This window comes from bacterium (genome assembly GCA_035505375.1).
Classification (GTDB): domain Bacteria; phylum Hydrothermota; class Tepidihabitantia; order Tepidihabitantales; family Tepidihabitantaceae; genus UBA2258.
Genome location: DATJQV010000034.1, coordinates 55,935 through 80,636, shown reverse-complemented (window position 1 = coordinate 80,636; position 24,702 = coordinate 55,935). Strand labels below are relative to the sequence as shown.

The following is a 24,702-nucleotide window of genomic DNA, read 5'->3' as shown; positions in this document are numbered from 1 at the left end:
GTCGAACAATGGTAGTAACCAAGGTCGTCCTTGAGCCACTTCGCCAGTTCCGGCAGCTCTTCGACGCTCACCGTAATCCAGGCCCGGTTCGGATGAGGGATTGTGACGGTGAACCGGTCCCCGAAGTGCTCTTTGACCTTGGTCTGTAGAATATCGTCAGTCATTACTTGCCTTGAAGTTTGGCCAGCAGTTGCGCCACGCCGTAGATGAAGGCATCCGGGCGGGGCGGACAGCCGGGTATGTACATGTCTACCGGGATGACCCGGTCGATGCCGCCGTGGTTGCAGTAGCAGCCGTTGAACGGCGCGCCGCCGCTGGCGCAGGTGCCGACCGCAATCACGAACTTCGGGTTCGGGGTCTGGTCGTAGATGCGCTTCAGGCGCGAGCCGATCTGCTTGGTCACGCAGCCGGTAGCAAGGATGACGTCCGCGTGCCGGGGTGTGGACTTGAGCAGGACCCCGAAGCGCTCGGCGTCGAAGCGCGGCATCAGCGCGGCCAGAATCTCGATGTCACAGCCGTTGCAACCGCCCGCGTTGAAGTGAAGCACCCAGGGCGACTTCACCCGGGACCAGGTTGCGAGGTTGGTAAGTATCGCCATTATTTTGTTACCAGGGCGAAGACCGCAAGGACGATGACAGCCAGGTAGACGAGGCCGAACACGGCAGTCGGACCGGTCGGCAGCGTGGTTACGACCAGGGCCGCCACGTGCAGGACCGTGAAAAAGATGGCGAGGGAGTAGAAGAGGCGGTAGCTCAACTGGGCCTTGGTCATGGGCGCGTCTTCACCGCAGGCATAGGATGAGGCCTTGGCCGGAGTCATGTTCGTCTTCGGGGCCATGGCGCGGCCCAGCCAGTAGAACAGAAGCCCGAGGCCGAGCGAGACCACAAACACAATCGGCGGGCTGAGTAGTATTCTCATTTCACCACTTCAGGTCAGTCAGTTTGCGAATATCCAATGACCCGGTCTGGCGGTAGAGGTTGATGACGAGCGCCAGGGCGATGGCCACAATCACGACCTCGATGACGATGAGCGTGACCACGACTGACTGCATCACGTAGGGGTTGCTTCGCGCAAAGCCCGAAGCGATAAGCGCGAGGGTCACGCCCTTGGTCAGGAGCTCGGCGCAGATGAGCAGCTTCACAAGATTGCGCATCACGAGCAACCCGACCAGCCCGAGCAGGAAGAGCGCGGCTACGATGGCGAGGTCGTTCAGCCAGATGGCACTAGGATTCATGGTTCTCTGTGGGGTCGGCAGGCTCACTGGCACGCGGGCCAAGCCCGATCAGGCCGCCTTCTTTTCGGAAAAGCGCCAGGATCGCGAAGACACCCACCAGTATTATGCCCAATTGCGCGAGAATGTCGACCCACCTTACGCGCCACAGGGTTTCGGCGAAGCCGGCAGCTTGCCCTTCGGCGGGCGTCGCGATGAGCCGGCTCCCCATGGCTGTGAACGCCACGATATCAATGACAGCCAGCACGAGCAGGGCGATGAGCGGGAGAATCAAGGCAGGTGACCTGCCCTGCTCTTCGTTCTCCGGGGGAGTCCGGCGGGTCAGGCCGATGGCCGAGGCCAGGAGCACCATAACCAGTCCGGCGCCGACCGAGAGTTCGAATACCGCCGCATAGGGCGCGCCGAGCTGGAAGAAGACGATGCTCAGGAAGATACTGGCCACGGCCAGACAGATGGCGGAACGCAGCAAGTCCTTGAGGAACACTGCCAGCAGGGCGAAAAGGACGATTCCGGCGAGAAGGACAGAATGGAGTACCATCTAGCGCACCATCAGCGACGTCAGCACAGCCCCGGCCGGATTGAGCAGGACGGTGTAGAGCCACGGGAATGCGAGACCCAGTGCCAGGCAGAGGAAGGCCAGGAGCGCCATCGGCACGGCCATGACCGGCCCGACTTCTTTGACCTTGCCGAGTTCCTCTTTCAGCAGGCCGAAGAAGGCCTTGCGCTGCAGTTTCAGGAAGTAGGAGAGGGTGACTACGCTGAAGAGAACCGCAATGAGAGCGTAGACATAGTAGGCCGTGTTGCCCGTCTGCCAGCCCGCCATTACCGCGGCGACAACGATTACCGCTTTGCTGAAGAAGCCGTTGAGCGGCGGCACGCCGGATATCGCCAGCGAGCCGAAGACCGAGCTGGTGGCCGTCACCGGCATCTTCTTGCCCAGGCCGCCCATCTGGTTCAGGTCCCGGAGGCCGGTCGCACGTTCCGTCGCCCCGGCGGTGAGGAACAGGAGGCTCTTGGAAGTGGCATGGTTCATCACGTGGAAGAGGGCACCGACAAAGGCGAGTGGCGTGCCGATACCGAAGGCGAGGAGGATGTAGCCAAGCTGGGCCACGCTGGAGAAGGCCAGGAGCCGTTTGTAGTCGGTCTGGACCAAGCCGAGAATGGAGCCGGTGACGATGCTGAGCGCGCCGAGCGCCATCAGGGCCGGGGCGAAGCCGGTAAGCGTCTGGATACCGAGGACGTTGAAGAACACCCGGGCCAGCGCATAGACGCCCGCCGCTTTGCTCAGGACGCCGGCCATAGTTGCCGATACCGGCGTGGGAGCCGCGGAGTAGGCGTCAGGCAGCCAGGCATGGAACGGGACCATCGCCATCTTGAAAGTGAAGCCGATGAGGAAGAGGGTGGCGATGAAGAGCAGGGAGCGGTCAGGGCCGGCCGAGGCCAGCGCGGCGCTCACGACTTTCATGTCCAGACTGCCGGTCTGGGCAAAGATGAGGGCGATGCCGAGCAGCATCATGGCCGAAGCCGCCGCCGAAAGGACGAGATACTTGAACGCGGCCTCAAGCTGCTGCTTCTCGAGCCCGAAGGCAATCAGCGCGTAGGAGCTGCCGGCCGCCACCTCGAGGAACACGTACAGGCCAAAGAGGTCGTGGGACAGGACGATACCGTTCATCCCGGTCACGAGCAGGAGGAACAGGGCATAGAACCTGGCCTTGGCTCCATACGGTTTCATGTACTCAATCGAGAATATCAGTGCGAACAGGGCAATCGCATTGATGACGAGCAGGACGAGCAGGCTCAGGCTGTCCAGGTAGAGGGTCTGGGCAGACGGGAGCGCGCCGGGGAGCACGAAGCTGAGCGAGCCGACCTCGCGGACCCAGCCGGACAAGGCGAGGCCGCCGACCAGCAGTGCGGCAAGGACCGCAACGGCAATGGTGTCGGTGAGCCATTTAGCAATCTTCTCCGCGACCGGTATGAGCGCGGCCCCGGCTATCGGCAGGAACACGAATGCGAGAAGCCAGCCTTCGCTCATTTGAAGACTCCACCGACCAGCAGCAGCAGGATTACGATGCCGAAGATGACCCAGGAGAGGTAGACGGCAAGCAGGCCGGTGTGCAGTTTGCGAACCTGCTGGCCGAGTGCAACGCCCAGCCACGCCGTACCTTCAACCAGATAGTCGGCCAGACGCTCGATGAAACGGAAGACCAGGCCGGCCAGCCAGCGGAGGAAGCGGACACCCTGTTCGTAAATGTCGAAGTACCGCTTCTCCGACCAGCCGTACAGGGTCCGCAGCACCGGCGCGTCGTGGACATAGTCCATTGCGGTCAGGGACTCGTGGGTGCGGGCCCGGCCGACAAAGAAGGCGACAAACCCGAGGGCAAGGAACGCCAAGGCGAGCAGCGTTATCGGTGTCACCAGCCAGGAATGCTGGGCGACTTCGACACTGCTGAACGGGACCCCGGGCGCGGATATCAAGGGCTGGATGAAGAGCCGGATGGGCAACTGGTTGTAGACGCCGAAAAGGACGCAGCCCGCCGCGATGATGAGCATCGGCACGAGCATGGTCCAGTGGGCTTCCCTGGTCTCTTCAAGGGCCTGCTTCTTCTGACCGAGGTAGGTGGTGAAGGTCAGTTTGAGGAATGAGACCAGGGTCATGGTCGAGCCGAGCATGGCGGCGATAACGAATATCCAGAGCCCGGTCTCGTGGGCCCCGTGGTAGACAAGCTCCTTGCTGAAGTAGCCGTTGAGCGGCGGGATGCCGGAGATGGACGCCGCGGCGATGAAGGCGCAGAGGGCGGTCAGCGGCATCTTCTTTCCGAGGCCGCCCAACTGGCGGAGGTCGGTGGTCCCGGTCTGCTTCTCAACCGAACCGCCAGTCAGGAAGAGCGTGCTCTTGTACATCGAGTGGTTGAGCATGTGCCAGACGCCGCCGGCCACTCCCAGCGCGACGTTAGTGCCGATGCCCATGACCATGTATCCGACCTGGCTGATGGCGTGGAAGGAAAGTAGTTTCTTGTAGTCTTTCTGGACCAGCGCGGCAAAGACCGGTAAGAGGATGGTTACGGCACCCAGTGTCATCGTGACGATGGACATGGTCCGGTCGAGCCGGAAGAAGTCGAGTCCGATGCGTGCAAGCAGGTAGATGCCGAGCAGCTTCTCCAAAGCTGCCGGCAGGAAGGCCATGAACGGCAGGGGAGCGTCAATCGCGGCATCCGGTATCCAAGTGTGGAACGGCATCGAGCCGGCCTTGGCCGACGCGCCGATCATCATCAGGATAAACGCGGCACCGGCATACCCGGTCGTGACCACCGGCAGGCTCGGGTCGGTCATGGTCAGGGTCCCGGTCCGCATCCAGAGCACGCCGACGCCCAGAATCATCAGGAAGTCGGCGACGCCGCCGAGAATCAGGCTCTTGGTCGCGGTCTTGTAGGCGCCTTGCTTGCCCAGCGTGATGAAGAGGTAGGTGAGGATGAGCAGCGTCTCCCAGAACACGAGGAGCAGCAGGAAGTTGTTGCTGAGCACCGCACCGTTGGTCGCACCCAGGCAGATGAGCAGGTAGGCGTAATACTCATTGATCCGGCTGTGTCCCGCAATCGGCTTCCAGGAGTAGAGCGTGATGAGCATCGCGAAGGCCGACGCCGCGGCCATGATGAAGCGGCTGAACGGATAGAGGCGGAAGTCGAACGCGACCGTGGTGTTGCCCATGGTGAACCAGTTGTAGCTGACGTTGGCCGTGCCGAGCGCGAAGAGCCTGACGGCAAGGATGAATGTGACGACCGTGCCGGCCAGCGCCAGGAGTTCGTGGCCGCGATTCAGCTTGCGCGGCACGAGGTAGACGATGACTCCGAGGATAATCGGGATGAACATCGCCGCGAGTATCATCTGCCCCTACCTCGCCACAATCTGGGTAACAGCGACCCGGACCAGGTTCATCGGCCCGGACACGAAGAGGCCACCGAACAGGGAGAGCAGCGCGAAGACCGAGAGGACAAATAGCATCGAGGGAGTACCTTCGGCCACGGTCGGATGAGTCGGCTCGCCCAGGAAGACCTTGTTGAATACGCGCAGGAGGTAGATGAGCGTGAGGAACGCGGTGCCAATCGCGACTACGGCGAGAGCGGTCTCGCCCTGCTGCAGGGTGCCGGCCACGACCATGAACTTGGAGAAGAACCCGGCGAACGGCGGCATGCCAATGACCGAGAGGGCGCTGACCAGGAAGACGACCGCGGTTATCGGCATCGTCTTTATCAGGCCGCCGAGCTGACGGATATCCTTGGTGTGGGTCTGGTGTTCAATCACGCCGGCACAGAGGAAGAGCGCGGCCTTGCCCAGTCCGTGGGCAAGGAAGTAGAAGATGCTTCCCGACAGCGCGACCTGGTTGTGGAGCATCGCAAAGCCGAGGAAGATGTAGCCGAGCTGGCTGACGGTTGAGTACGCCAGGATGCGCTTGATGTCGTTCTCGACCAGGGCGGCGCAGGCCGCGACAAAGGCCGAGCCGATGGCAATCCCGCCCAACAGGGTTGGTGCGTAGGTCGGCAGGGTGAAGGTATAACAGAAGAGCCGGGCAAAGGCGTAGACACCGATCTTCACCAGCACTGCGGCGTGGAGCAGGCCGGTGACGGTCGAGGGCGCGATGCCGGCGTCGGGCAGCCACGTATGGAGCGGGAATGTGGCTGACTTGGCAATCATCCCAGCGAAGATGAGCATCATCGCCACGGACCCGATCGGGAACCCGCGCAGCGCCGCGATGTCAAACGTCTGCGTGCGGGAGAATATCATGAAGAAGCCGAACAGCATCAGCGACGCGCCCATGAATGTCACCACGAACGCCTTGTCCGCTTTCCGCGTGTACTCCGGCTTGCGGTAGTAGCCGATGAGCCGCCAGGAGCAGATGCCGGCTATCTCCCAGAAGATATACAGGAAGATCAGGTTGGCCGAGAAGACCAAGCCCATCATCGAGCCGATGAAGAGCAGCACCATGGTGTGGTACTCGGTCTCGTTGTCGGTGTGGGCGATGTAGCCGGTGGAGTAGAGGACAATCAGCGCGCCGATGCCTGAGGAGGCAAGGGCGACGAACAAAGCCAGCGCGTCAACCTGGAAGAGGTTGTGGATGCCGATGAAGTTCAGCGCGGTGGTTCTGAGTACGGTTCCCTGAGCCCCGGTCAGGACCTGCGGTATGAGAAGGGCCGCGCTTGCGAACGTGCCGAATGCCAGCAGGTTTGCCCATACCGTGCGGGCAGCTCGGCCGAACAGCGCTACTAGGGGAATGGTCAGCGCACCCAGCAAAGGCACGCCGATAATGAGGAGGACATTCGCTGTAGGCACGCGGGCCAGAAATATAATACCCCAGCGCGCAAAGTCAAGCTGCGCACCGGCTCATTATTCCGGAAGCAGCGTGACCGCAGGTCGCTATTTGACCTGCGGTCACGTTTGGCCGCTGAGCCTCCTCTCAGAGGCGGGCTCAGCTCAAATGCCGGCTAGTGGAGCGTAAAGTGATAAGGTATGGAAATCCAGACTCTTACCGGGTTGTCTCGCTGTTTGGCCGGTGTGAACTTGGCAAGCTTCGCGGCGTCGCACGCCGCTTCGTCCAGTTGTTCATTGCCTGAGCTCTTCTGGACGCGTGAATCCATCACCGAACCATCCAAGTCAAGCAATGCCTCGACCACGACCGAGCCTTCGATACCGGCGGTGCGAACCGCGTCCGGGTAAAGCGGCACCGGGACTTTTATCGGCGTCGGCTTGACCTCGACCTTGTAGAACGGTACGGTCGGCGGGTACTGCTTGATACGATAGCCGACGCCCGGCTTGCCGGCACCGCCGGCCTTAGGCAGCGCAAGCAGGTCATCGAGACTCTTACCATCGCCTACTTTCAGAACGTCGCCGCCGCCGGCCTCACCCGCGTCCAACTGGTCGACGTTCATCTTGGCCTGCGCACCAGCGTTGTCCGGGCCTGCGGCGTCACCGCCCGCGCCCGCCTGAGGCAACACGTTGGCGACTTCGGGACGGTAGCTCATGTCGGTCGGGGCATCCGGCGTGGCCGTCTGGTCGGCGAAGTGGACGTTCTCCATGTCCACACTGGCAGCGGTCATCCCCCCGCCGGACGACTTGTGAGGCATGGACAACCACGCAACAAAGAGTCCGTGCAGCAAGAGTGCAATGACTACACACAGCCCGAACATCCGGCCGACGTGTTCACGTCGATCCGGCAGGGTGAGTAGCAAGGAGCCGGACATGTTAATAGCCCTCCCTGAATTTCTTGGTCGCGCAGACGATACGCTGGGCACCGGCGCGCCGGGCCGTGCTCAGGATATCGAGCACTTTCCAGCTATTGATCGTGGTGTCGGCACGCACGACCACAAGTACGTAAGGGTCCTTCTGGACCGATACCGAGACGCTGTCGGCCAGTGCCTGGAGGTCCGCCAGTGGCTTGTCATCAACCAGCAGCCGGCCGTCGGCCGTGTAGGTTATCGTGCGGGCGCTCTCGACCTTGCGCTCCGAAGAATGGGTCTGGGGAAGGTCGACCGGCGTGCTGTTGAGTGAGACTACCAGCGGTGATATCACCATCATGATGAGCACGAGCACCAGCGCCACGGCCGCAAGCGGCCAGATCTGCAGATTAGGAGGCGGCTTCATTGCGCGCTCCGGTTTCTCAGCAGCGCCAGGTCCATGGCGCCGTTCTGCTTGGCTAGGTCCAGCACCCGCATTACCCGGGCGTAGCTCACCTGGTCGCCGCTGGAGATGACCACGCGCTTCGTCGGGCTGCGCTCAATCAGCTTCGGCAGGAGTTCGGCCAGTCGCTCCGGGGTAACCGGGGCCTCGTTCAGCGTGATGCTGCCGTCGTTGGCCAGGAACACACTGGCCTTGATGTCCGAGGTCGGTTCATCTCCGGTCACCTTCTTGACGCTCGGTGCGGATACGAACAGACCGGTTTCGAAGAATAGGGGCATGGCGACCATGAACCCGATGACGAGACAGAGGGCGATATCAACCAGCGAGTTGATGATCATCTCGGTCGGGCAGGGCGACTCGCGTTTACGACGTCTAATCCACATCGTCGTTTAGAGTGGTCTGCCGCGCCTAGCTCGCGGACGGGGTCTTGCCCTTGGCTCTCTCCATGACAACAATCACCAGGTCGGAGGTGCTTTCGAGGGTCGAGGCGATGTCGGCCGCCTTCTTCGAGAAGTAGTTCGCGAAGAACAGGGTCGGGATACCGACGAACAGACCGAACGCGGTCGCGAGGAGCGCTTCGCTGATACCGCCGGCGACGACGGCCGGTCCGCCGGAACCGGTGGCGGCGATGTTACCGAACGCGCGGATCAGGCCAGTGACCGTTCCGAGCAGCCCGAGCAGGGTCGCGGCGTTTGCCAGCGTGCCCATGCCTCCCAGCAGCTTCTCAAAGAGCATCCTTTCTCTGAGAGTCAGGCCGTAGAGGACGCCGTACAACTGCTCGCTCGTCAATTCCGCATTCTCGAGCGCGGTGACGAACATGCGTCCCAGAGGGTTCTTATTGCCCTTGGCCCAGGTAAGCGCCTTGCTTGCCCCGCCGCTCGTGAGCTGCTTCTGGAACTCGGCGAGTCCCTTGTCAGCGTTGAAGCGGTTGCGGGTGAAGAAGATGAAGCGCTCGATGATGAGCGCCACGGCCAGTATGGACGCGAGCACCAGCATCATGTTCGGGATGCTGGCTTTCATAATCGAGAAAAGGCTCTGCCCGAGTATCATTGCGTCTTTGCTCCTTGTGTGATTAGGTGTCGGCGAATGCTGCCAGCCCATACCGGCACGTCGAACCACCGTGCCGACTTTGGCGCTTGTGCATAACTGCCGCTTGCCGGTCGCGCCGTTCCCGGACGATCCAGCCAGACATAATACGCGAGGGCTATGTTTCTGTCAAATCGTTCCTGCCCGCGGCCGCGGTCGTCGGGCCGAAATAGAAGCAAGCCGGACGCCGCCGGTCGGTCCGGCCGGGCTCTCTTCACTGCGTCGCGCTCGGGCATGGGTTCGTCCAATTCACGGTTGTATATCTATATACCATGGACTTGGAAGCTCCGTTCCGTCCGGCCGCGGCGACGACCGCCTCGGGGCAGGACCGCGCGCGGTCTTGACTATGGTTGATGGTTTTGGCATTCTTAATCGACAATCGCAGAGCGGCGGAGCCCGGTGCCGGTCGGTTCACGGCGGTCGTGCAGACTGGCTCCGAGTGTATTTCCACATGGCAAGGACGCTGGAGATAGCGAAGGAGTTTTGACAATGACGAAGAGAACCCTGTGTGTTTCAGCCGGGCTGGCGGTCGCGACCGCGTGCCTGCTGCTGGTCGGCTGCGCGACGACCACCAAGACCGTTCAGCAGCCGGTGCAGACCCCGGAAGAGGCCAGGCGCGACACGGCCAAACAGTACTACAGCATCGGCGCCGGCTACTTTGGGTCGGGCGACACGGCGGCAGCGGCCAAGAATCTGAAGCGGGCGCTTGAGTACGATTCGACCTACTACGACGTTTACCTCATGCTCGGAACGGTCTACCAGCGGACGAACGACGCCAAGAGCGCCGAGGCGGACTACCGTCGGGCCATCGCAGTCAGTCCCCGGCAGGCCAAGGCCTACCAGAGCCTGGGCGACATGCTGCTGACCGCTGGGCGCGATACCGAGGCCCTCGCTACCTACAAGGACGGGCTGGCCCATGACTCCAGCAACGCCGACCTCTACAACGGCGTGGCCGACGTCTACCTGAAGTGGAACCGCAAGACCAGCGCCGATTCCGTATACAAACAGGCGATAGCCCGGTTCCCGGATGAGCTTTCGGTAGTGTGGAACTGGACCGACTTCCTGTTCCGTCAGAAGCGCTATGCGGAGGCCGCTGCCTCGATTGAGCCGCTGGCCGCGAAGTACCCCAAGCTGCCTGAGGTCCGTAACAAGCTGGCCGACGCCTATGCCGGCATGGGCAAGTTCGACAAGGCAGTCGCCCAGCTCGAGACCCTGCTCACGCTTGACCCGGGCAACAGCTCCACGCTCCTCCGGCTCGGCGCCGCCTACCAGAAGGTCGGGAGGCTGAAGGATGCATCTCAGGCCTACGACACACTCATCGCGCGCGACACCACCCAGCCGCTGCCGTACCGGTTCAAGGCCGAGGTGCTGATAGCTCAGAACAACAACACCGGGGCCGAGCCGCTGCTGCGCAGGGTGTTCAAGCTGGACCCGCACGACATGATCGCCGTGGCCGACATGGGTGACGTCTGCCTGAATCGAGCAGAGAGTCTCGTCGGCAAGAATCTGGCTGACGTCCAAACTTCGGTGCTCGACGAGGCAATCGAGCTCTGCAACGAGGCGAAGGGCTACTACGAACGAGCATCGTCCGACCCGGATGTCCGGGACTACGCGACAGCCAAGCTCGCCTATGTCGACAGATTCCTCAAGTCACTCAAGCTGGAGCGGTCGGTACGATAGCCGGGGACAATCGAAACAGCGTAGGGTCAGGCGACGAGTCGCCTGACCTTACGCTTCCTGCCCCATGGTCCTAGACCAGGATCCCGAGTAATGGCTCAGCCGCGAATCGTCATCGATGGGTATAATCTGATTCACGCCATGCCCGAGCTCGCCCGACTGGTCGACAGCGACCTGGAGCGGGCGCGGGATGGGCTCGTGTCGAAGCTCGCCGTCTATCGCTCAAGGCGGAACGTACGGGTCACGGTCGTATTCGACGGCCGCGGCGCCGGCGGACCGCAGACCCAGCCGCCGGGTGGCGTCGAGGTCGTCTTCTCCCGCGCACCGCAGAACGCTGACGCCAAGATAAAGAACATGCTAGCGCTGGAAAAGAGTCCCAAGTCATGGACCGTTGTCACCTCCGACAACTCCATCATCATCTTCGCCCGCGACTACCGGGCGAAGACTATTCCCTCAGCCGAGTTCGCGGCACAGCTTGGCCCTATTCGCCGGTCGCCATCCGCCGGTCGCTCACAGCCACGAATCGACCAGGAAGCCCCGCTCTCACCGACCGAAGTCCTGGAGTGGGAAGAGTTCTTCCGCAAGGGCCGCCTGGACAAGGGCAGCAAGCCCTGAGCCGCAAGCTGTAAGCCGACAGTCGCCGCCGTCTGACAGTGAGACTGCGGCGGTGCTCGTCGCAATCCGGCTCCCAGCGACAGGCTCGCGTCATCCGCACCCGCCGCCGCCCCTCAGACTTGAAGCGTACGCCAGAGGCGTCTCAGTTCTTTGGTCTTGTCGCGGTAGTCCGGAACGTGAACCGCTACTGCCTGCCAGAACTCGCGTGAGTGGTTCGGATGGCGCGTATGCACCAGCTCGTGGACAAACACGTAGCGCACCAGGTCCGGAGGAACCAGGAGCAGCCGTGCATTCAGGCTGATTGTCCCGCGGTGCGAGCAACTCGCCCATCGGGTCCGTTGCGTGCGTACGGAGACGCCGCTCAGCGCGAACCCCAGTTCGCCGGCCGTTCGGCCCAACCATGGAACCAGGTGCCGGCGTGCCTGACTCGTCAACCATAGCTCCAGCACTCGCCGTACCGCGTTCGAGCGGTCGATGGCGCCGGACACGTGCAGCGTCCGGTCCCCGCGTTTGACCAACGTCACGCGCCCGGGTTCTCCGGTTTCATACTCGACGACCCACTCTTCACCTACGGCCAGAAGCGCAATCTGCAACGGCGGGCGATAGGGTTCCGGCCTCATGGGGAATCGGCGCAGCGCCCGTTCGATCCAGGTGCGCTTCTGCTCGAGGATTTCCGGAATCCGACTCCGGTCGAACCCGCGCGGAACGGTCACCACCATTCCGTCGTGAAGTGACGCCACCAGGCGCACTCGCCGGGCACGCGGGTGCTCCCTGACTCGGTAGACCAACTCAGTCCCGTCGTTCAGTCGCATCTAGCTCGAACACGCGCAACGCCTCGCTCTGCAACTCGAATTCCGTCCTCATGCGGACCGCGAACGGCAAGCCGCAAGCTGTCAACCGTCAGCCGTCCGTGTTCGTTCGGGAGAGACCTGACAGCGTTCATCGTTTGCCGGCGCTACCCGCTGTCCTTCCGGCGAACGAACAACGATGTACGATGCAACGCTGAACGATACCTGCCGCGCCCATGAGTCTGGTCAGTCTCCGAAACTCCCGGGTCTCCATATCGACCGGGCCGGCCTCGGCCTAGTGCGCGTCGTCCACTGCCGGCCGTTCCGTCCGGTTCATGGCTTAACTTCGCCCTGAGCGTCGGTCTTGATGAGCCAGACGTCGTTGCCGCCGGCGCCGTAAGACGACGTCATGCCCGAGACTATGTACCCGCCGTCGGAAGTCACCTGGACCGCATCTCCGACATCGCTGCTGGCACCGCCATAGGTCCTGGTCCACACGGTGTCGCCGTTCGCGTCGATTTTCAGCAGGTAGACATCGAACATCCCGGCTCCGAACGACGCGGTCATGCCCGCGATTATGTACCCGCCGTCCGCGGTCCGTTGGATGGAGTGGGCTCCGTCGGTCTGGCTGCCGCCATAGGTCTTGGCCCAGACCTGGTTCCCGGACGCGTCGGTCTTGACCAGATAGACGTCACCACCGCCGGCTCCTCCCTCGGTCTGGCCGGCCAGGATGTAACCTCCGTCGGAGGCAATCTGGACGGAGTATCCGTGGTTATGGCCTCCACCGCCAAAGGTCCTGGCCCAGACCTGGTTGCCGGACGCATCGGTCTTGATCAGATACATGTCGCTCAAACCACTACCAATCGTGTCGGTCTCGCCCAGGATTATGTACCCGCCGTCACCCGTCTGATGCACCGAGCGGCCCACGTCATTGTGGGGCCCGCCGAGATTCTTATACCACAGTTGGTTGCCTTCGGCATCGGTCTTGACCAGATAGACATCGCTTCCCCCGCTGCTGAAGAACCCGGTTTGGCCCGCGAGAATGTACCCGCCGTCACTGGTCGGTTGGACCGCAAAGGCGACGTCTGCGCCAAGAAAGCCATAGCTCCTGCCCCAGACCCTATTACCCGATGAGTCGACCTTGATGAGAGAAGCGTTGCTTGCGCCCATGCCGTCGTTGTAGCTCGTTCCGGCGATGACGTATCCATCAGAAGTGGCCGCAACCGCATAGCCGGCGTCATAACCATCGGAGCCGAAGGTGTTGCTCCAGACCTGACTTCCGCCGGCATCGGTCTTGATGACGTAGATGTCACCCGCACCCGTGCCATACGAATAGGTGTGTCCGGCCACCACATAGCCGTGGTCGGCGGCCTGCACGACCGCAAAGCCCTCGTCATCGGCAGTGCCGCCAAAGGTCTTGGTCCACGTTGCTGCAATGGCGACGCCCAACGGATTGGACCAGTCAGAGCTATGTCCGTCTGCGTCCTTGGCCTGGGCACGGACAAGAAAAGTATCGGCTACCGACCACGAGTGCGAGTCAGACGCAGCTCCGCCGCTCGGCAGCCAGCCCGACCACGCCGAAGTGTCGCCGTCACCCCAGTCGAACCGGATGGCCACGCTGTCGCCACTCGGGCTGGTCGCGGAGCTGGTGTAACTCAGCACCGAATACGGATGCCCGGTTTCCGGGCCGGATGGGACCGTCACGGTAATGACCTGGCTCTTGCAGCCAAGCGGCACGGTCATACCGGCCAACAGCACGCAGAGCACGGTCAAGTATCTCCCGCTCATGATTCCTCCTTGCAAGCACGGCCGGGACAAGATGTCATCAAGTCCACTGACTATATATACCTGTCCGTTGGAACTCCCGTCCGTGGCAAGATTCTAGACTCGCCCGCAGTGGTGTCAAATCGGCGGGGTTGGACCGCCAACGGCCAACCGCTCACGGCCGGGCTGCCCTGAGTGCGAGATATCACATCGAGAGTAATGCAGCATGCGGGCAATACTCAACTTTGTAGAATGGCGCGGGTGCAGCGGCGTCGGCCGTTCTGAATTGCAGGTTGTTGATTGGAGGTTGGGCGGTCTTGTGTACTCCTTCGTATACGAGACTCCGGGGCGGATTTCGGTGCTATCTGCTTGAGAAATTTGGCGTTAGGCCACAGCCTGCGAAACCGAATCCCTCATCCCCTACGTCGTTGAGGAGGTTGCGGACAGAGTTGCTTTGTAGATCGTTCGGAGGGTTATCTCCACCGCAATTCCCGGATGAACCTCCACCGGAATTCGCCGGGTTGGTCTACCGGTTCCTCTCCGGTTTGCTCTCAGGGTTAGTCTACGGGTTGCTCCACCGGTTCCTTTCCGGGTTGGTCGGAGCGTTGCGGCCCGGGTAACTCCGCCGGTTGCCGTCCTCGTTGCTCCCGAGGTAGCTCTGACCGTTGCTCTCCGGCTTGCTTGGAGAATTGCCTCCCGAGTTGTTCTTCCCGCTGATGGGCTCAGTCCCCGTTTTCCGCGTGTGTCTGTATCCCCTTGGGGTGAACCCCCCGGTTTGACAACCACGCCCGCGAGTCCTAGAATCCACGAGTGCTGGAGACTGAGTCCTTCCCGACATTGACGGAGAACCGGCACACGGAAGCTGTCCCTTTTTCCCCGAGGTATGAATAGACAAGCGCCATTAGCGCTCGACCGGATACTAGCGCTGGGTGAGAAGGCATCGAGCTGCACCGAAGCGGAGCTTGCCCGGATGGTCGGCGTATCGCGTGAACGTATCCGCCAGCTGAAGGTCCTTCTGCCCTACAAGCCGGTCAACACCAGGCAGGACTGCGTATCCGGCTACGGCTGGAAGGTCGAACGTGCGTTCTACACGGCAATGCGCCTGGGCATCGACAAGCTCGTCGCACTGGTTGACGTGCGCGGTGACGACGAGTGCTGGCCCTGGCTGGGCTACAAGGCCAACGGTTACGCGGTTTTCGGCCCCGGTCGCCACTATGTCCACCGGCGGATATACGAACGCGATTATGGGCCAATCCCCAAGCGAGCGCTGGTCATCCACAAGCTCGACGGTCGTCCCTGCTGCAACCCGCGACATTTGATACTGGCGACGGGACGCGAGAGAAGGTGGCGAACTCTCCGAGCCGGGTCCCGGGTCAATGTATCGGACGAGCTTCGGGGGCTGACACCGGCCAGGGTGCTGGCGATTCGACGCGCCTACGCGAAACTGCCGAAGGTGAAGGTGCATCGGCACGGTCGGGTGTTCGAGCGGGTTCGGCTCGGATGCACCAAAGCGCTTGCCGAGCGGTTCGGGCTAAAGAACAGAAAGCTGCTCGTCCACGTAGCGACCGGGAAGTCCGGCTCCTGGATCCTGTCGGGCAATCACTGATTCACAGGCCACTGCCCCATCTCCGCCGGCCCATCCCCAGGCATTTGTGATTGCAGATTGTCGATTGTAGATTAGCCGAACCCGCGCCAGTTTGACATCCGCGCCCGCGAGTTCTAGAATCCGGTGCAGGCATGCAGGTAACCCGGAGCAGAAAAAGGAGATACCATGTCAGACGAACACACCCGGTCGGAGTCCGATGGCCGCTATGAGGACAAGGAGCATTGCCACAAGCATCACCACAGGCATCATCGGGGTGCACATGGCGGGCCGATGATGGGTTCGATTTGGTGCATCGGCTGGCTGTTCAGCATCGGCTACCTGCACATGCCGTTCTTCTGGAAGGGCGTGCTCGCCATCATCATCTGGCCGTACTATCTCGGGGCAGCACTGGCGCACTAGACCCGGCCGTGGCTGACGACGATGCCGAAGTCACAGGCCGCGAGCTTCAAGCACACCGCTACCCAAGAGCAGCCCGCACAAGCCCAAGCACGAGCCCACGCTCTGGGGTTCCAGATTCTAGATCGACGATGCTAGGTCGGCGGATCGAAGACGGCTGACGGCTCTGCATTTACCGTCACTCGACTGCGGCTACGATTTGAGTCTGGCGGGAGCAAAGGAACACAGTCAGGGAGCAGTTGCTGCCGGAAATCGAGGACTTGGACGACGCGCAGGTGAGGGAGGTCGAGTTGACTTTCGGCCGCATCCTGATAACATTTGAGTCCGCACCGACAATATTTGAGGCAAGATTTCCGAGTTGAGACTAACGAATGATGGAGCGCAGTTGCCGGCCACATGGGCCGGTGACGGGCTCTGTTGATTGGAGACATGATGGCTGAATCCTGCTTTATGCTCGGCGGCCAGCCGCTGGAAATCCGCTGGCACGGGCGCGGCGGGCAGGGCGCAAAGACCGCGGCGCTCTTGTTCGGCGAAGCCGCGCTGGATACCGGGCTCTACATCCAGGCCTTCCCGGAGTACGGGCCGGAGCGGATGGGCGCGCCGGTGGCCGCGTTTAACCGGCTTTCCGACAAGCCGATCCGTTCTCACGCCGGGATGAAGAATCCCCGCGTCGTGGTCGTGCTCGACGCATCGCTCATCGAGCCGGCCAAGGTCACTGACGGCCTCGAGGACGGCGGTATCCTGTTGGTGAATTCGAACGTTGACCCGGCCGAGTTGCGCAAGCGGCTGAACCTGCCTGCGGGCATCAAGCTCTACGTGGTGGATGCGTCGAAGATCGCGATGGAGACCGTCGGCAAGAACGTGCCCAACACGCCGATGCTCGGCGCGCTGGTGAAGGCGACCGGGGTGCTTGAGTTCGAGCCGATGATGAAGGCAATCAAGCACAAGCTGGGCGAGAAGTTCCGCGGCGGCAAGGAGAAGTTCGTCGAGCCGAACCTTGTCAGCGTCCGCCGGGCGTACGAGGAGGTTCGATGCTAGCGGCACCGGGCGAAGTCAGAAGTCAGATGCTAGAAGCTAGAAGTCAGAAGCGAACGGCGAATGGCGAATGGCGAATGGCGAATGTGGGGGCGACATGGCGAAACTGAAGAGCTGGAAAGAGCTGCCTTGCGGGGCGATTATCGAGGACCCGAAGGCCGTGCTCGAGAACAAGACCGGCGCGTGGCGGTCCCAGCGGCCGTGCTGGAACGCGGAGAAGTGCATCCACTGCCTGAACTGCTGGATTTTCTGCCCGGACGCCGCCGTCATGGTCAAGGACGGCAAGGTGACCGGCATCAACTACGACTACTGTAAGGGCTGCGGCATCTGCGCGCAGGTCTGCCCGACCAAGGTGCAGGCCATCACGATGGAAGAGGAGAGGAAATGATACTTGCCAAGACTGGCAACGAGGCGCTGGCGTACGCGATGCGGCAGATCAACCCCGACGTGGTCGCCGCGTACCCGATTACGCCCTCGACCGAAATCGTGCAGATATTCGCCCAGTATGTGAGCGACGGCAAGGTGGATTCCGAGTTCGTGGCGGTGGAGAGCGAGCATTCGGCCATGGCCGCCTGTATCGGTTCGGCCGCGTCCGGCTGTCGGACGATGACCGCGACCGCGTCGCAGGGGCTCATGTTGATGCATGAGATGCTATTCATCGCCGGCGGTCTCCGACTGCCGATAGTGATGCCGATTGCCTCGCGCTCGGTTTCGTCGCCGCTGAACATCCACGGCGACCATTCGGATTCGCTCGCTTCGCGCGACTCGGGCTGGCTGCAGTTCTTCTGCGAAACCGTGCAGGAGGGCTATGACACGCTCATCCAGTGCGTGAAGATTGCCGAGCGGACGTCGCTACCCGCAATCTGCGCGGTGGACGGGTTCATCCTGTCCCACTGCATGGAGCGGATTGAGACGTTCGAGGACAAGCCGGTGCGCGAGTTCATCGGGCCGTACAAGCCGAACTGGAACCTGCTCGATATCAAGAAGCCGATCCTTGTGGGGCCGGCGACGATGCAGGATTACTTCTTCGAGTTCAAGCGATCGCAGATTGAGGGCATGAACCAGGCGCTGCCGATAATCGAGGAAGTGCAGGCCGAGTTCAAGCAGAAGTTCGGCCGGGGCTACGGGATCATCGACGAATACCGCTGCGAGGACGCGGAAGCGGTTGTGCTCTTGATGGGTTCGGCCTGCGGCACGATGCGTGACGCGGTGGACACGATGCGTAACCAGGGCAAGAAGGTCGGGATGGTGAAACTACGCGTGTTCCGGCCCCTGCCGCACCAGGTACTGAAGGAGTCACTGGCGAAGTTCAAGACGGTCGCGGTGATGGACCGCGCCGACACGGTCAACGCATGGGGCGGCGCACTCTTCACCGAGATAAGCTCGGCGCTCTACGACTCGCCGACGCGGCCGAAGATGCTTTCGTATGTGTACGGGCTCGGCGGCAAGGAGTTCTCGCTCACCGATGCCGCTACAGTGCTGGAGCAGGCGTACGCGGGTAAGAAAGAAGACCTCGTGACCTATATCGGAGTGAGGTAAGCCATGGCACGACTAAAGGACCTCTGTCAGAACCCCGAGCTCTTCTCAAGCGGACATCGCGCCTGCGCCGGTTGCGGCGAGGCTTTGGCGGTGCGGCAGATACTCTTGGCCGCGCCCCAGCCCGTCGTCGGGATCATGCCGACCGGCTGCACCGAGATCTTTTCGTCCATCTATCCGCAATCGGCGTGGCAGATACCGATGATCCACACCGCGTTCGAGACCGCGGCTTCGACCGCGTCCGGCGTCATCGCGGCCTACAACTTCCACAAGAAGATGGGCAACATCAAGGACGACCTGAAGTTCATCGCGTTCGGCGGCGACGGCGGGACCTACGACATCGGGTTCCAGGCTATCTCCGGCGCGTTCGAGCGCAGGCACAAGTTCCTCTACGTCTGCACCGACAACGAAGGTTACATGAACACCGGTATCCAGCGCAGCTCGGCCACGCCTTTTGGCGCGCACACGACAACTTCGCCGGCGGGCACGGCGATACCGGGCAAGACGATGCCGCGGAAGGACATCATGGAAATCATGATTGCCCACAATGCGGCGTACGCGGCCCAGGCCACCATCGCGCTCTGGAACGACCTTGTCACCAAGGTCGGCAAGGCGCTGGCCGCGGACGGGCCGAGCTTCATCAACGTGCTCGTGCCCTGCCCGCTCGGCTGGCAGCATCCCGGCAGTTTGACAATCGAGATGTCCAAGCTCGCGGCCGACACCTGCTTCTGGCCCATCTACGAGTGCGACAACGGCAAGTACAAGATCACCTACGAGCCGAAGGAGAAGAAGCCGGTCGAGGAGTTCATGAAGCCGCAGGGCAGGTTCAGCCACCTGTTCAAGGGCGAGAACGGCAAGGCGATCATCGCCGAGGCCCAGCGCCAGATTGACGCGCAGTGGGCATTGCTGCATAAGCGGCAAGAGGCGTTCGGGCAGTCCTGAGCAGCGCAAGCTCAAGCACAAGCTCAAGCGGGCCGGCAAATGCCGGCCCGCAGCCGTCATGGGAAATGTTGACCGGGTCCCGGGTCCTTACGACCGTCCTCGTCAGGTCCCGAACCAGGAGAACCGGCCGGCGCGAGAGAAGCCCATGCTGGCGGTCAGACGGAGCGATGGTCGGTTGGTGGTGACGATGTACATGAACGGCTGGATGCCACGCCGCAGCAGGTTTCGGGCGAGCGCAGTCGTCAGTGTCCTCGCCATGCCATGGTGGCGGTATTGCTCGACCACGTGGAGAAAACCCATGGAGCCGTCGTCGTGCATCAAGCCCCAGGCGACCGGTTGCCCCTTGCGGCGGATGCAGTAGCCCGGTCCTTTCCGGATGCGCGAGAGAATGTGTTCGGCACTTCGGCCGTAGGGCCATGCCCGGGCAATCAACTGCGCATCCGGCGGTCGCAGCCGGCTGACGCGATGCGTCTTGTCGATAACGAGTCTGCCGGGTTTGAGAGCGTACTGGTAGCAGTGGTTGTACCAAAGACGACGGCCGGCATCCGGCCCGCGCCAGTGGGTGCGTATCAGTCGACAGAAGCGGGTCGGCGTTGCGCCGAACCTCAGGCGCAGATTGCGCGGTACCTCGGCGAGGACACGGAGCGCTGCCGGCCCGGAGTCGGCGAAGAGCGTCAGCCTTCGCGTGCGGCAGAGGATTGCGTGCGGGTCGTGCAGGTCATCGGTCCTGACCCAGCGCAGCGAGGAGCCGAAAGTGTCATTGACGAGATGAAACATGGAACTAGACGCCGGGAGGTGTCGGGCAGCAAATCGCCGAACGAGGTCGAGATCACGGCATAGGGGCATGGGGGAAAAGATAGGATGGGAAACGCCGAGGTCAAGGCCCCGCAGTCGGACTCGAACAAATCAGAATGCAGAAGTCAGATACCAGAATTCAGAATGACGCAACCAGATCCCCATGCCTCTTCCTTCGTCATTCAGCCTCCTCCTTTGCCTTGACTTGTGACCGGCGTGTCCCTAGTCTGATTCAATGAAGCCCAAGCTGCTGCTCCACATCTGCTGCGGGCCATGCTCGACCGAGGTAATCCGTCGACTGCAGGCGGACTACGAGGTCGTCGGGTTCTTCTACAACCCGAACATCCACCCTGAGGAAGAATACCACAAGCGACTGATGGAGGTCCAACGCATCTCCGCGCTGTGGCGTGTCCTCGTTGACGTGGGGCCGTACGACCACGAGCGATTCATCGAGGTCGGACGCGGGCTCGAACGAGAGCCGGAAGGAGGGAGCCGGTGTCTGGCCTGTTACCGGCTGAGGCTTGATGAGGCCGCACGCCGGGCCGCCGAGAACGGCTGCACGCATCTTGCCACAACACTCACCATCGCACCGATGAAGAAGGCTGCCGCTATCCATCCTATCGCGCGCGAGGCGGCTGCCCGCCACGGTCTGGTCTTCGTCGAAGAGGACTGGAAGAAACACGACGGGTTCAAGCACAGCATCGAGTTGTCGCGCGACCTCGGACTGTACCGGCAGAACTACTGCGGCTGCGAGTTTTCGCACCACTGACTCTGCGGTCCCGATTGAGACCGATGTTGACCGTCAACCTTGTTTCCCATTCCCTTCTGACCAGGCACCCGATCATGCTCTCGTGCTTGACTCCGCCCTAATCGCGGCCTATCCTGACATACATGGGAGCTACCTCGTTATCTCTCCGTAAGCGTCCTCTGGCTCGTTTCGATAGCGGCATCAAGCCGGACTGTCGCGCGGCTGCTTCTGAACGCGAGCGACTGAAATAGGCCAACTTGGAACCTGATTCTTCGGGTGTAGTGCCGTCTCCGCCGACCCCGCCCACCGCTGCAAACCGCAGGACAGGCAGGAGCCTCTCCGGCCTGCAACTGGCTTACATTCTCTGCCGCAACTGGTGGGTGCTGTTGGTGCGGGGTGTCATCACGATTGCGTTCGGCATCATAGTCGTGATGCTGGTGAGGCTTCAGCAGCCCTTTAGTGCGTACGCCCTCGTGGACGGGATCCTCGGAGTCGGAATAGTCGCCGGGGAGATTCCGGGACGTCCATATTGGTGGGTGCTGCTTGTGCGGGGACTCGCTAGTGCGGGGGCCGGACTGCTGATGTTCTTCTCACCGCCCGCAGCCTTGCTGGAGCATCTCTTCTATGTGGCAGGCTGGATGACGGTCACGGGAGTTGCGGACATCATGACGGCATACTACCTGCGGAAGAAACTGGGCGGCGAGTGGCTGCTTGTCCTTGGCGGCATTGCGTCCTTCGTGTTCGCGGGCCTGGTCATTGCGCTGTCGGGCAGCGGTACGCTGGCGCTTGCTCGTGTGATCGCGGCATACGGCGTCTTCTGCGGTGTGGTTGTCGGGATTCTGGCGTTCCGGGCGCGCATGGCGTCGCTGCCTCCGGCATAGCCACTGCTCCGATTGACATCTTGGTGCGGTGCTCGATAATCTGTAGTCTGACCCGCAGATGTTTATCCGGGCAGACACTACCCAAGCAACAGGCGGGCGTCATCTTCAGGTGGATTGCATCGGGCACGGGCAGTCCGGATTCGTCCGTGTCCTCGTTCCACCGGATGGGTACGCGCAGCCATGTCCGCGACAGGTGGCTTGACGACAGCCAGCTCGATGCCTCCTCCTGGTCACTTGGTGTCTTTCAGGCACCCAGCCCGGCGGTTAGTTGTGATGTCGCGGGAATCCGCCGTTGCACGGTAGTGTGAGGGCGGTGGAATGGAGATGTTCTAAGGTGATTGGTCCGCGGCCGCCAAACGGAGGAACTAGATGAACACAAGTCGGTTAGCAACGGATTTCGAACCACGCGAAGTCGCGGGCTCACCATCGAGCCCCCGGGCAGAAGCTATGCGCGAGCGCTACCTGGCCGAGCCGCTCGTGGTTGACGCCGAGTACATGCGGCTGTACACCGAGGCCCACCGGCGTACCGACGGCCGAAACGTACTCGAGCGTCGCGCCGAGTGCCATGCCTACGCGCTCGAGAACCTCACGCCGGTCATCCGTTCCTTCGAACCTTTCGTGGGCAGCAAGACCCGGTATGTGCGGGGCGCGATACCCTACTGCCACTACGCATCTCAATACATACTGCGTGAGTTCCGCAACGAAGAGCATGAGGCCCAGGATAAGGTAACTGACCTCGGTACCGGAGGGGGTATTGCCCGGACGCGCGAAATGGCCGCAAGCGGCGAGTACGAGTTCTTCTCCGGGAAGTTCCTCTTGTCCCGCGAGGACAAGCGCTGGCTCAGGGAAAGCGCCGAGTACTGGGCGGGCAAATGCATGCAGGACGTAGGCGACGACCTCTGGAAGAGGACATTTGAGGCCGCAGCCTACATCGAGAATGGCTGGCGTGCGATTCTCTACACCGCGCCGCATGACCCCGCGCCTGAGGGCCGGTACGTGCTCGACTTCGAGACCGCGCTGGCGCAGGGGTTCAACGGTGTCATCAAGCGGCTGCGGGAGAAGATCCGGCAGGCGGAGGTGGCCGACTACCGCTCCGCCGAAAAGGTCTTCTTCTGGCGCGCCGGCATCCGGGTGCTGGAAGCCACGGTACGCTGGGCCGCGAAGTACGCCGCCAAGGCTCGCGAGCTGGCCGCGGCCGAGATCGACGATGCCCGGCGCAAGGAGCTGCTCGATATCGCGGAGCGGTGCGAGCGCGTGCCCGCCGAGCCGCCCCGCGACTTCCGCGAGGCGATGCAGGCATTCTGGTTCACGTATCTGGCCGGTCATATCGAAGGGGCTCAGCTCGGGTACAGCCCGGGCCGGTTCGACCGCTACATGTATCCTTACTACCAGCGGGACCGCGCGGCCGGTCGGATTACCGATGCCGAGGTGCTGGAACTGCTCGAGGCCCTGCGCGTCAAGATGACCGAGATCGAGTACGTCGCTTCCTTCTCCTGGGAAGGTCTGGGCTCGGGCAACCTGTACCAGAATATGATACTGGGTGGCACCGATGAGCACGGCCGCCCCGGGGATAACGAGCTATCGCGGCTCGTGCTGCAGGCTGCCATTAACTGCCAGACGACCCAACCGACGTTGTCGATCTGGTACGACGATGCCCTGAGCGAGGCGTTTCTGCTCAAGGCAGTGGAGTGCGTCAAGACGGGCTGCGGTTTCCCGGCCTGGTTCAACCTGAAAGTCTACCTTCAGCACGAACTGCAGAAGACCGGTTTGCCGCTTTCGACCATCCGCAAGTACGCGGCCATGGGCGGCTGCACCGAACCAACCCTCGAGGGTATGAGCTACGGTGTCGTCCAGGCTGGCTTTATCAACCACATGAAGTTGTTCGAACTCGCCCTGTATGGCGGCGTCGACCCACGCACCGGGATTCAGTTTGATTCCAGCCCGGTGCCCGGAACCTATGCCGAGCTGGTCGCGGCCTACCGCTTCCACCTGGAGCGCGCCATCCGCAACTGGCAGCGCTACTGGAACTACGCCATGGCCGCGCACCGTGAGACCTGCAATCTCATCTACTCTTCGGTGCTGGTGCGTGACTGCGTAGAGCGAGGTCTTTCGCTCGACGACGGCGGCGCAGTCCAGAACGGCACGCCGACTACGCTGAGCTCCGGTCTGGTCAACGTTGTCAATGCCCTGAGCGCCGTGAGGCAACTAGTGGATGAAGAACGGACATGCACACTCGATGAGTTGCGCAAGGCCTGCAGCGCCAACTGGGATGGGCATGAAGACTTGCACCGCCGGGCAATTGCCGCCCCCAAGTGGGGTAACAACGACGACCGGGCCGATGCCATCTACCTCGACCTTTTCGAAACATACTGTGACTTCGTATCCCGGCAGACGAACTACTTGGGCAAGCCCTACGATCCTTCGATGCTGGCGATCAGTACTCACACACCCTTTGGCAAGGCCTGCCTGGCGACGCCGGACGGCAGGTACGCCGGCGAATCACTGTGCGACGGCGTCACCTCGCCTCAGCCCGGTACTGATACCAAAGGGCCACTCTCGGTTCTGCTCTCCGCCGGCAAGGTGGACCACACGCGTATAAGGGGTGGCCTGCACAATCTCAAACTCCACCCTTCAGCCCTGCGCGGCAGCGACGGCGCGCGCAAGCTCATTGCCCTGATACGCACTTACTTTGAATCAACGGGCTTCCAACTCCAGTTCAACGTCGTCGATACGAGGATGCTCCGCGATGCTCAGGTCAACCCGCAGAATTACCGCGATCTGATCGTGCGGGTCGCCGGGTTCAGCGCTTTCTTTGTCGAACTCAGCCGGTCGATTCAGGACCAGATCATCGCGCGCACAGAGCACGGACTGTGAGAGGGGGATTCCAGGAATCAAGGATTCGAGGATACTAGTGCAGGACACTGGAATCCTGG

General features: G+C 62.0%; 25 protein-coding genes. 11 read left to right on the top strand and 14 right to left on the bottom strand.

Features of this window, described 5'->3' with window-relative positions:
- Nucleotides 1-163: 163 nt before the first annotated feature.
- From VMH22_05730 to VMH22_05680, 11 genes are all read right to left on the bottom strand, one after another.
- Nucleotides 164-598 (bottom strand): NADH-quinone oxidoreductase subunit B family protein, encoded by a 435-nt coding sequence (locus tag VMH22_05730; protein ID HTW91192.1) that lies wholly within the window; start codon nt 596-598, stop codon nt 164-166.
- Nucleotides 598-918: a hypothetical protein gene (locus VMH22_05725; GenBank protein HTW91191.1), complete on the bottom strand. Its 321-nt coding sequence runs from the start codon at nt 916-918 to the stop codon at nt 598-600. The genes VMH22_05730 and VMH22_05725 overlap by 1 nt, the downstream gene beginning before the upstream one ends.
- A gap of 1 nt (nt 919) precedes the next feature.
- Nucleotides 920-1,234: an NADH-quinone oxidoreductase subunit K gene (locus tag VMH22_05720; GenBank protein HTW91190.1), complete on the bottom strand. Its 315-nt coding sequence runs from the start codon at nt 1,232-1,234 to the stop codon at nt 920-922.
- Nucleotides 1,224-1,769, bottom strand: a complete 546-nt coding sequence (locus VMH22_05715) for an NADH-quinone oxidoreductase subunit J (protein ID HTW91189.1) — start codon at nt 1,767-1,769, stop codon at nt 1,224-1,226. Before VMH22_05715 ends, VMH22_05720 begins: the two co-directional genes overlap by 11 nt.
- The gene (locus VMH22_05710; protein ID HTW91188.1) at nt 1,770-3,263 is read right to left on the bottom strand and encodes a proton-conducting transporter membrane subunit; all 1,494 of its coding nucleotides are present in this window, start codon (nt 3,261-3,263) and stop codon (nt 1,770-1,772) included.
- Nucleotides 3,260-5,113 (bottom strand): proton-conducting transporter membrane subunit, encoded by a 1,854-nt coding sequence (locus tag VMH22_05705; protein ID HTW91187.1) that lies wholly within the window; start codon nt 5,111-5,113, stop codon nt 3,260-3,262. The genes VMH22_05710 and VMH22_05705 overlap by 4 nt, the downstream gene beginning before the upstream one ends.
- A 6-nt stretch (nt 5,114-5,119) precedes the next feature.
- The gene (locus VMH22_05700; GenBank protein ID HTW91186.1) at nt 5,120-6,556 is read right to left on the bottom strand and encodes an NADH-quinone oxidoreductase subunit L; all 1,437 of its coding nucleotides are present in this window, start codon (nt 6,554-6,556) and stop codon (nt 5,120-5,122) included.
- Nucleotides 6,557-6,708: 152 nt separating this feature from the next.
- Nucleotides 6,709-7,464, bottom strand: a complete 756-nt coding sequence (locus VMH22_05695) for an energy transducer TonB (protein HTW91185.1) — start codon at nt 7,462-7,464, stop codon at nt 6,709-6,711.
- Nucleotide 7,465: 1 nt separating this feature from the next.
- Nucleotides 7,466-7,864 (bottom strand): biopolymer transporter ExbD, encoded by a 399-nt coding sequence (locus VMH22_05690; GenBank protein HTW91184.1) that lies wholly within the window; start codon nt 7,862-7,864, stop codon nt 7,466-7,468.
- Nucleotides 7,861-8,283: a biopolymer transporter ExbD gene (locus VMH22_05685; protein HTW91183.1), complete on the bottom strand. Its 423-nt coding sequence runs from the start codon at nt 8,281-8,283 to the stop codon at nt 7,861-7,863. The genes VMH22_05690 and VMH22_05685 overlap by 4 nt, the downstream gene beginning before the upstream one ends.
- 25 nt (nt 8,284-8,308) lie before the next feature.
- The gene (locus VMH22_05680) at nt 8,309-8,950 is read right to left on the bottom strand and encodes a MotA/TolQ/ExbB proton channel family protein (protein HTW91182.1); all 642 of its coding nucleotides are present in this window, start codon (nt 8,948-8,950) and stop codon (nt 8,309-8,311) included.
- A gap of 525 nt (nt 8,951-9,475) precedes the next feature.
- On the opposite strand from VMH22_05680, the gene VMH22_05675 reads away from it, so the two are divergent.
- The gene (locus VMH22_05675) at nt 9,476-10,666 is read left to right on the top strand and encodes a tetratricopeptide repeat protein (GenBank protein ID HTW91181.1); all 1,191 of its coding nucleotides are present in this window, start codon (nt 9,476-9,478) and stop codon (nt 10,664-10,666) included.
- 90 nt (nt 10,667-10,756) lie between these two features.
- On the top strand, nt 10,757-11,278 hold the full coding sequence (locus VMH22_05670) for an NYN domain-containing protein (protein HTW91180.1): 522 nt from the start codon (nt 10,757-10,759) through the stop codon (nt 11,276-11,278).
- A 113-nt stretch (nt 11,279-11,391) separates the two neighbouring features.
- On the opposite strand, the gene VMH22_05665 is transcribed toward VMH22_05670, so the two are convergent.
- Together VMH22_05665 and VMH22_05660 are read right to left on the bottom strand one after the other, a co-directional pair.
- A complete protein-coding gene (locus VMH22_05665; protein HTW91179.1) occupies nt 11,392-12,090 on the bottom strand; it encodes a SprT family zinc-dependent metalloprotease in 699 nt (232 codons plus the stop codon).
- Nucleotides 12,091-12,399: 309 nt separating this feature from the next.
- Nucleotides 12,400-13,854 (bottom strand): hypothetical protein, encoded by a 1,455-nt coding sequence (locus tag VMH22_05660; GenBank protein HTW91178.1) that lies wholly within the window; start codon nt 13,852-13,854, stop codon nt 12,400-12,402.
- Between the two features lie 859 nt (nt 13,855-14,713).
- On the opposite strand from VMH22_05660, the gene VMH22_05655 reads away from it, so the two are divergent.
- The 6 genes from VMH22_05655 (at nt 14,714) to VMH22_05630 (ending at nt 19,345) form a co-directional block, all read left to right on the top strand.
- Entirely contained in the window at nt 14,714-15,436 is a 723-nt protein-coding gene (locus VMH22_05655) for an HNH endonuclease signature motif containing protein (protein HTW91177.1), read from the top strand.
- 165 nt (nt 15,437-15,601) lie between these two features.
- The gene (locus VMH22_05650; GenBank protein HTW91176.1) at nt 15,602-15,835 is read left to right on the top strand and encodes a hypothetical protein; all 234 of its coding nucleotides are present in this window, start codon (nt 15,602-15,604) and stop codon (nt 15,833-15,835) included.
- A gap of 429 nt (nt 15,836-16,264) precedes the next feature.
- Nucleotides 16,265-16,870: a 2-oxoacid:acceptor oxidoreductase family protein gene (locus VMH22_05645; protein HTW91175.1), complete on the top strand. Its 606-nt coding sequence runs from the start codon at nt 16,265-16,267 to the stop codon at nt 16,868-16,870.
- 94 nt (nt 16,871-16,964) lie between these two features.
- Nucleotides 16,965-17,255 carry a 4Fe-4S dicluster-binding protein gene (locus VMH22_05640; GenBank protein ID HTW91174.1) on the top strand — a complete coding sequence of 97 codons (291 nt, stop codon included), beginning with the start codon at nt 16,965-16,967 and terminating at the stop codon, nt 17,253-17,255.
- A complete protein-coding gene (gene porA, locus VMH22_05635; GenBank protein HTW91173.1) occupies nt 17,252-18,406 on the top strand; it encodes a pyruvate ferredoxin oxidoreductase in 1,155 nt (384 codons plus the stop codon). Before VMH22_05640 ends, porA begins: the two co-directional genes overlap by 4 nt.
- A 3-nt stretch (nt 18,407-18,409) precedes the next feature.
- On the top strand, nt 18,410-19,345 hold the full coding sequence (locus VMH22_05630; protein HTW91172.1) for a thiamine pyrophosphate-dependent enzyme: 936 nt from the start codon (nt 18,410-18,412) through the stop codon (nt 19,343-19,345).
- A gap of 102 nt (nt 19,346-19,447) precedes the next feature.
- Here VMH22_05630 and VMH22_05625 read toward each other — a convergent pair whose 3' ends face one another.
- A complete protein-coding gene (locus VMH22_05625) occupies nt 19,448-20,122 on the bottom strand; it encodes a GNAT family N-acetyltransferase (protein HTW91171.1) in 675 nt (224 codons plus the stop codon).
- A 253-nt stretch (nt 20,123-20,375) separates the two neighbouring features.
- On the opposite strand from VMH22_05625, the gene VMH22_05620 reads away from it, so the two are divergent.
- The 3 genes from VMH22_05620 (at nt 20,376) to VMH22_05610 (ending at nt 24,643) form a co-directional block, all read left to right on the top strand.
- Nucleotides 20,376-20,909 (top strand): epoxyqueuosine reductase QueH, encoded by a 534-nt coding sequence (locus tag VMH22_05620; protein HTW91170.1) that lies wholly within the window; start codon nt 20,376-20,378, stop codon nt 20,907-20,909.
- Nucleotides 20,910-21,169: 260 nt separating this feature from the next.
- Nucleotides 21,170-21,769 carry a DUF308 domain-containing protein gene (locus VMH22_05615; GenBank protein ID HTW91169.1) on the top strand — a complete coding sequence of 200 codons (600 nt, stop codon included), beginning with the start codon at nt 21,170-21,172 and terminating at the stop codon, nt 21,767-21,769.
- 369 nt (nt 21,770-22,138) lie between these two features.
- Nucleotides 22,139-24,643, top strand: a complete 2,505-nt coding sequence (locus VMH22_05610; protein HTW91168.1) for a pyruvate formate lyase family protein — start codon at nt 22,139-22,141, stop codon at nt 24,641-24,643.
- The last annotated feature ends 59 nt before the right edge of the window (nt 24,644-24,702 follow it).

Bases quoted from the DNA above. Each gene is read 5' to 3' on its own strand.
- VMH22_05625 (HTW91171.1), bottom strand. From the start codon at position 20,122: ATGTTTCATCTCGTCAATGACACTTTCGGCTCCTCGCTGCGCTGGGTC.
- VMH22_05640 (HTW91174.1), top strand. From the start codon at position 16,965: ATGGCGAAACTGAAGAGCTGGAAAGAGCTGCCTTGCGGGGCGATTATC.
- VMH22_05680 (HTW91182.1), bottom strand. From the start codon at position 8,950: ATGATACTCGGGCAGAGCCTTTTCTCGATTATGAAAGCCAGCATCCCG.
- VMH22_05665 (HTW91179.1), bottom strand. From the start codon at position 12,090: ATGCGACTGAACGACGGGACTGAGTTGGTCTACCGAGTCAGGGAGCAC.
- VMH22_05685 (HTW91183.1), bottom strand. From the start codon at position 8,283: ATGTGGATTAGACGTCGTAAACGCGAGTCGCCCTGCCCGACCGAGATG.
- VMH22_05715 (HTW91189.1), bottom strand. From the start codon at position 1,769: ATGGTACTCCATTCTGTCCTTCTCGCCGGAATCGTCCTTTTCGCCCTG.
- VMH22_05620 (HTW91170.1), top strand. From the start codon at position 20,376: ATGAAGCCCAAGCTGCTGCTCCACATCTGCTGCGGGCCATGCTCGACC.
- VMH22_05675 (HTW91181.1), top strand. From the start codon at position 9,476: ATGACGAAGAGAACCCTGTGTGTTTCAGCCGGGCTGGCGGTCGCGACC.
- VMH22_05610 (HTW91168.1), top strand. From the start codon at position 22,139: ATGAACACAAGTCGGTTAGCAACGGATTTCGAACCACGCGAAGTCGCG.
- VMH22_05670 (HTW91180.1), top strand. From the start codon at position 10,757: ATGGCTCAGCCGCGAATCGTCATCGATGGGTATAATCTGATTCACGCC.
- VMH22_05660 (HTW91178.1), bottom strand. From the start codon at position 13,854: ATGAGCGGGAGATACTTGACCGTGCTCTGCGTGCTGTTGGCCGGTATG.
- VMH22_05720 (HTW91190.1), bottom strand. From the start codon at position 1,234: ATGAATCCTAGTGCCATCTGGCTGAACGACCTCGCCATCGTAGCCGCG.
- VMH22_05650 (HTW91176.1), top strand. From the start codon at position 15,602: ATGTCAGACGAACACACCCGGTCGGAGTCCGATGGCCGCTATGAGGAC.
- VMH22_05710 (HTW91188.1), bottom strand. From the start codon at position 3,263: ATGAGCGAAGGCTGGCTTCTCGCATTCGTGTTCCTGCCGATAGCCGGG.
- VMH22_05690 (HTW91184.1), bottom strand. From the start codon at position 7,864: ATGAAGCCGCCTCCTAATCTGCAGATCTGGCCGCTTGCGGCCGTGGCG.
- VMH22_05695 (HTW91185.1), bottom strand. From the start codon at position 7,464: ATGTCCGGCTCCTTGCTACTCACCCTGCCGGATCGACGTGAACACGTC.
- VMH22_05725 (HTW91191.1), bottom strand. From the start codon at position 918: ATGAGAATACTACTCAGCCCGCCGATTGTGTTTGTGGTCTCGCTCGGC.
- VMH22_05730 (HTW91192.1), bottom strand. From the start codon at position 598: ATGGCGATACTTACCAACCTCGCAACCTGGTCCCGGGTGAAGTCGCCC.
- porA (HTW91173.1), top strand. From the start codon at position 17,252: ATGATACTTGCCAAGACTGGCAACGAGGCGCTGGCGTACGCGATGCGG.
- VMH22_05655 (HTW91177.1), top strand. From the start codon at position 14,714: ATGAATAGACAAGCGCCATTAGCGCTCGACCGGATACTAGCGCTGGGT.
- VMH22_05645 (HTW91175.1), top strand. From the start codon at position 16,265: ATGGCTGAATCCTGCTTTATGCTCGGCGGCCAGCCGCTGGAAATCCGC.
- VMH22_05630 (HTW91172.1), top strand. From the start codon at position 18,410: ATGGCACGACTAAAGGACCTCTGTCAGAACCCCGAGCTCTTCTCAAGC.
- VMH22_05705 (HTW91187.1), bottom strand. From the start codon at position 5,113: ATGATACTCGCGGCGATGTTCATCCCGATTATCCTCGGAGTCATCGTC.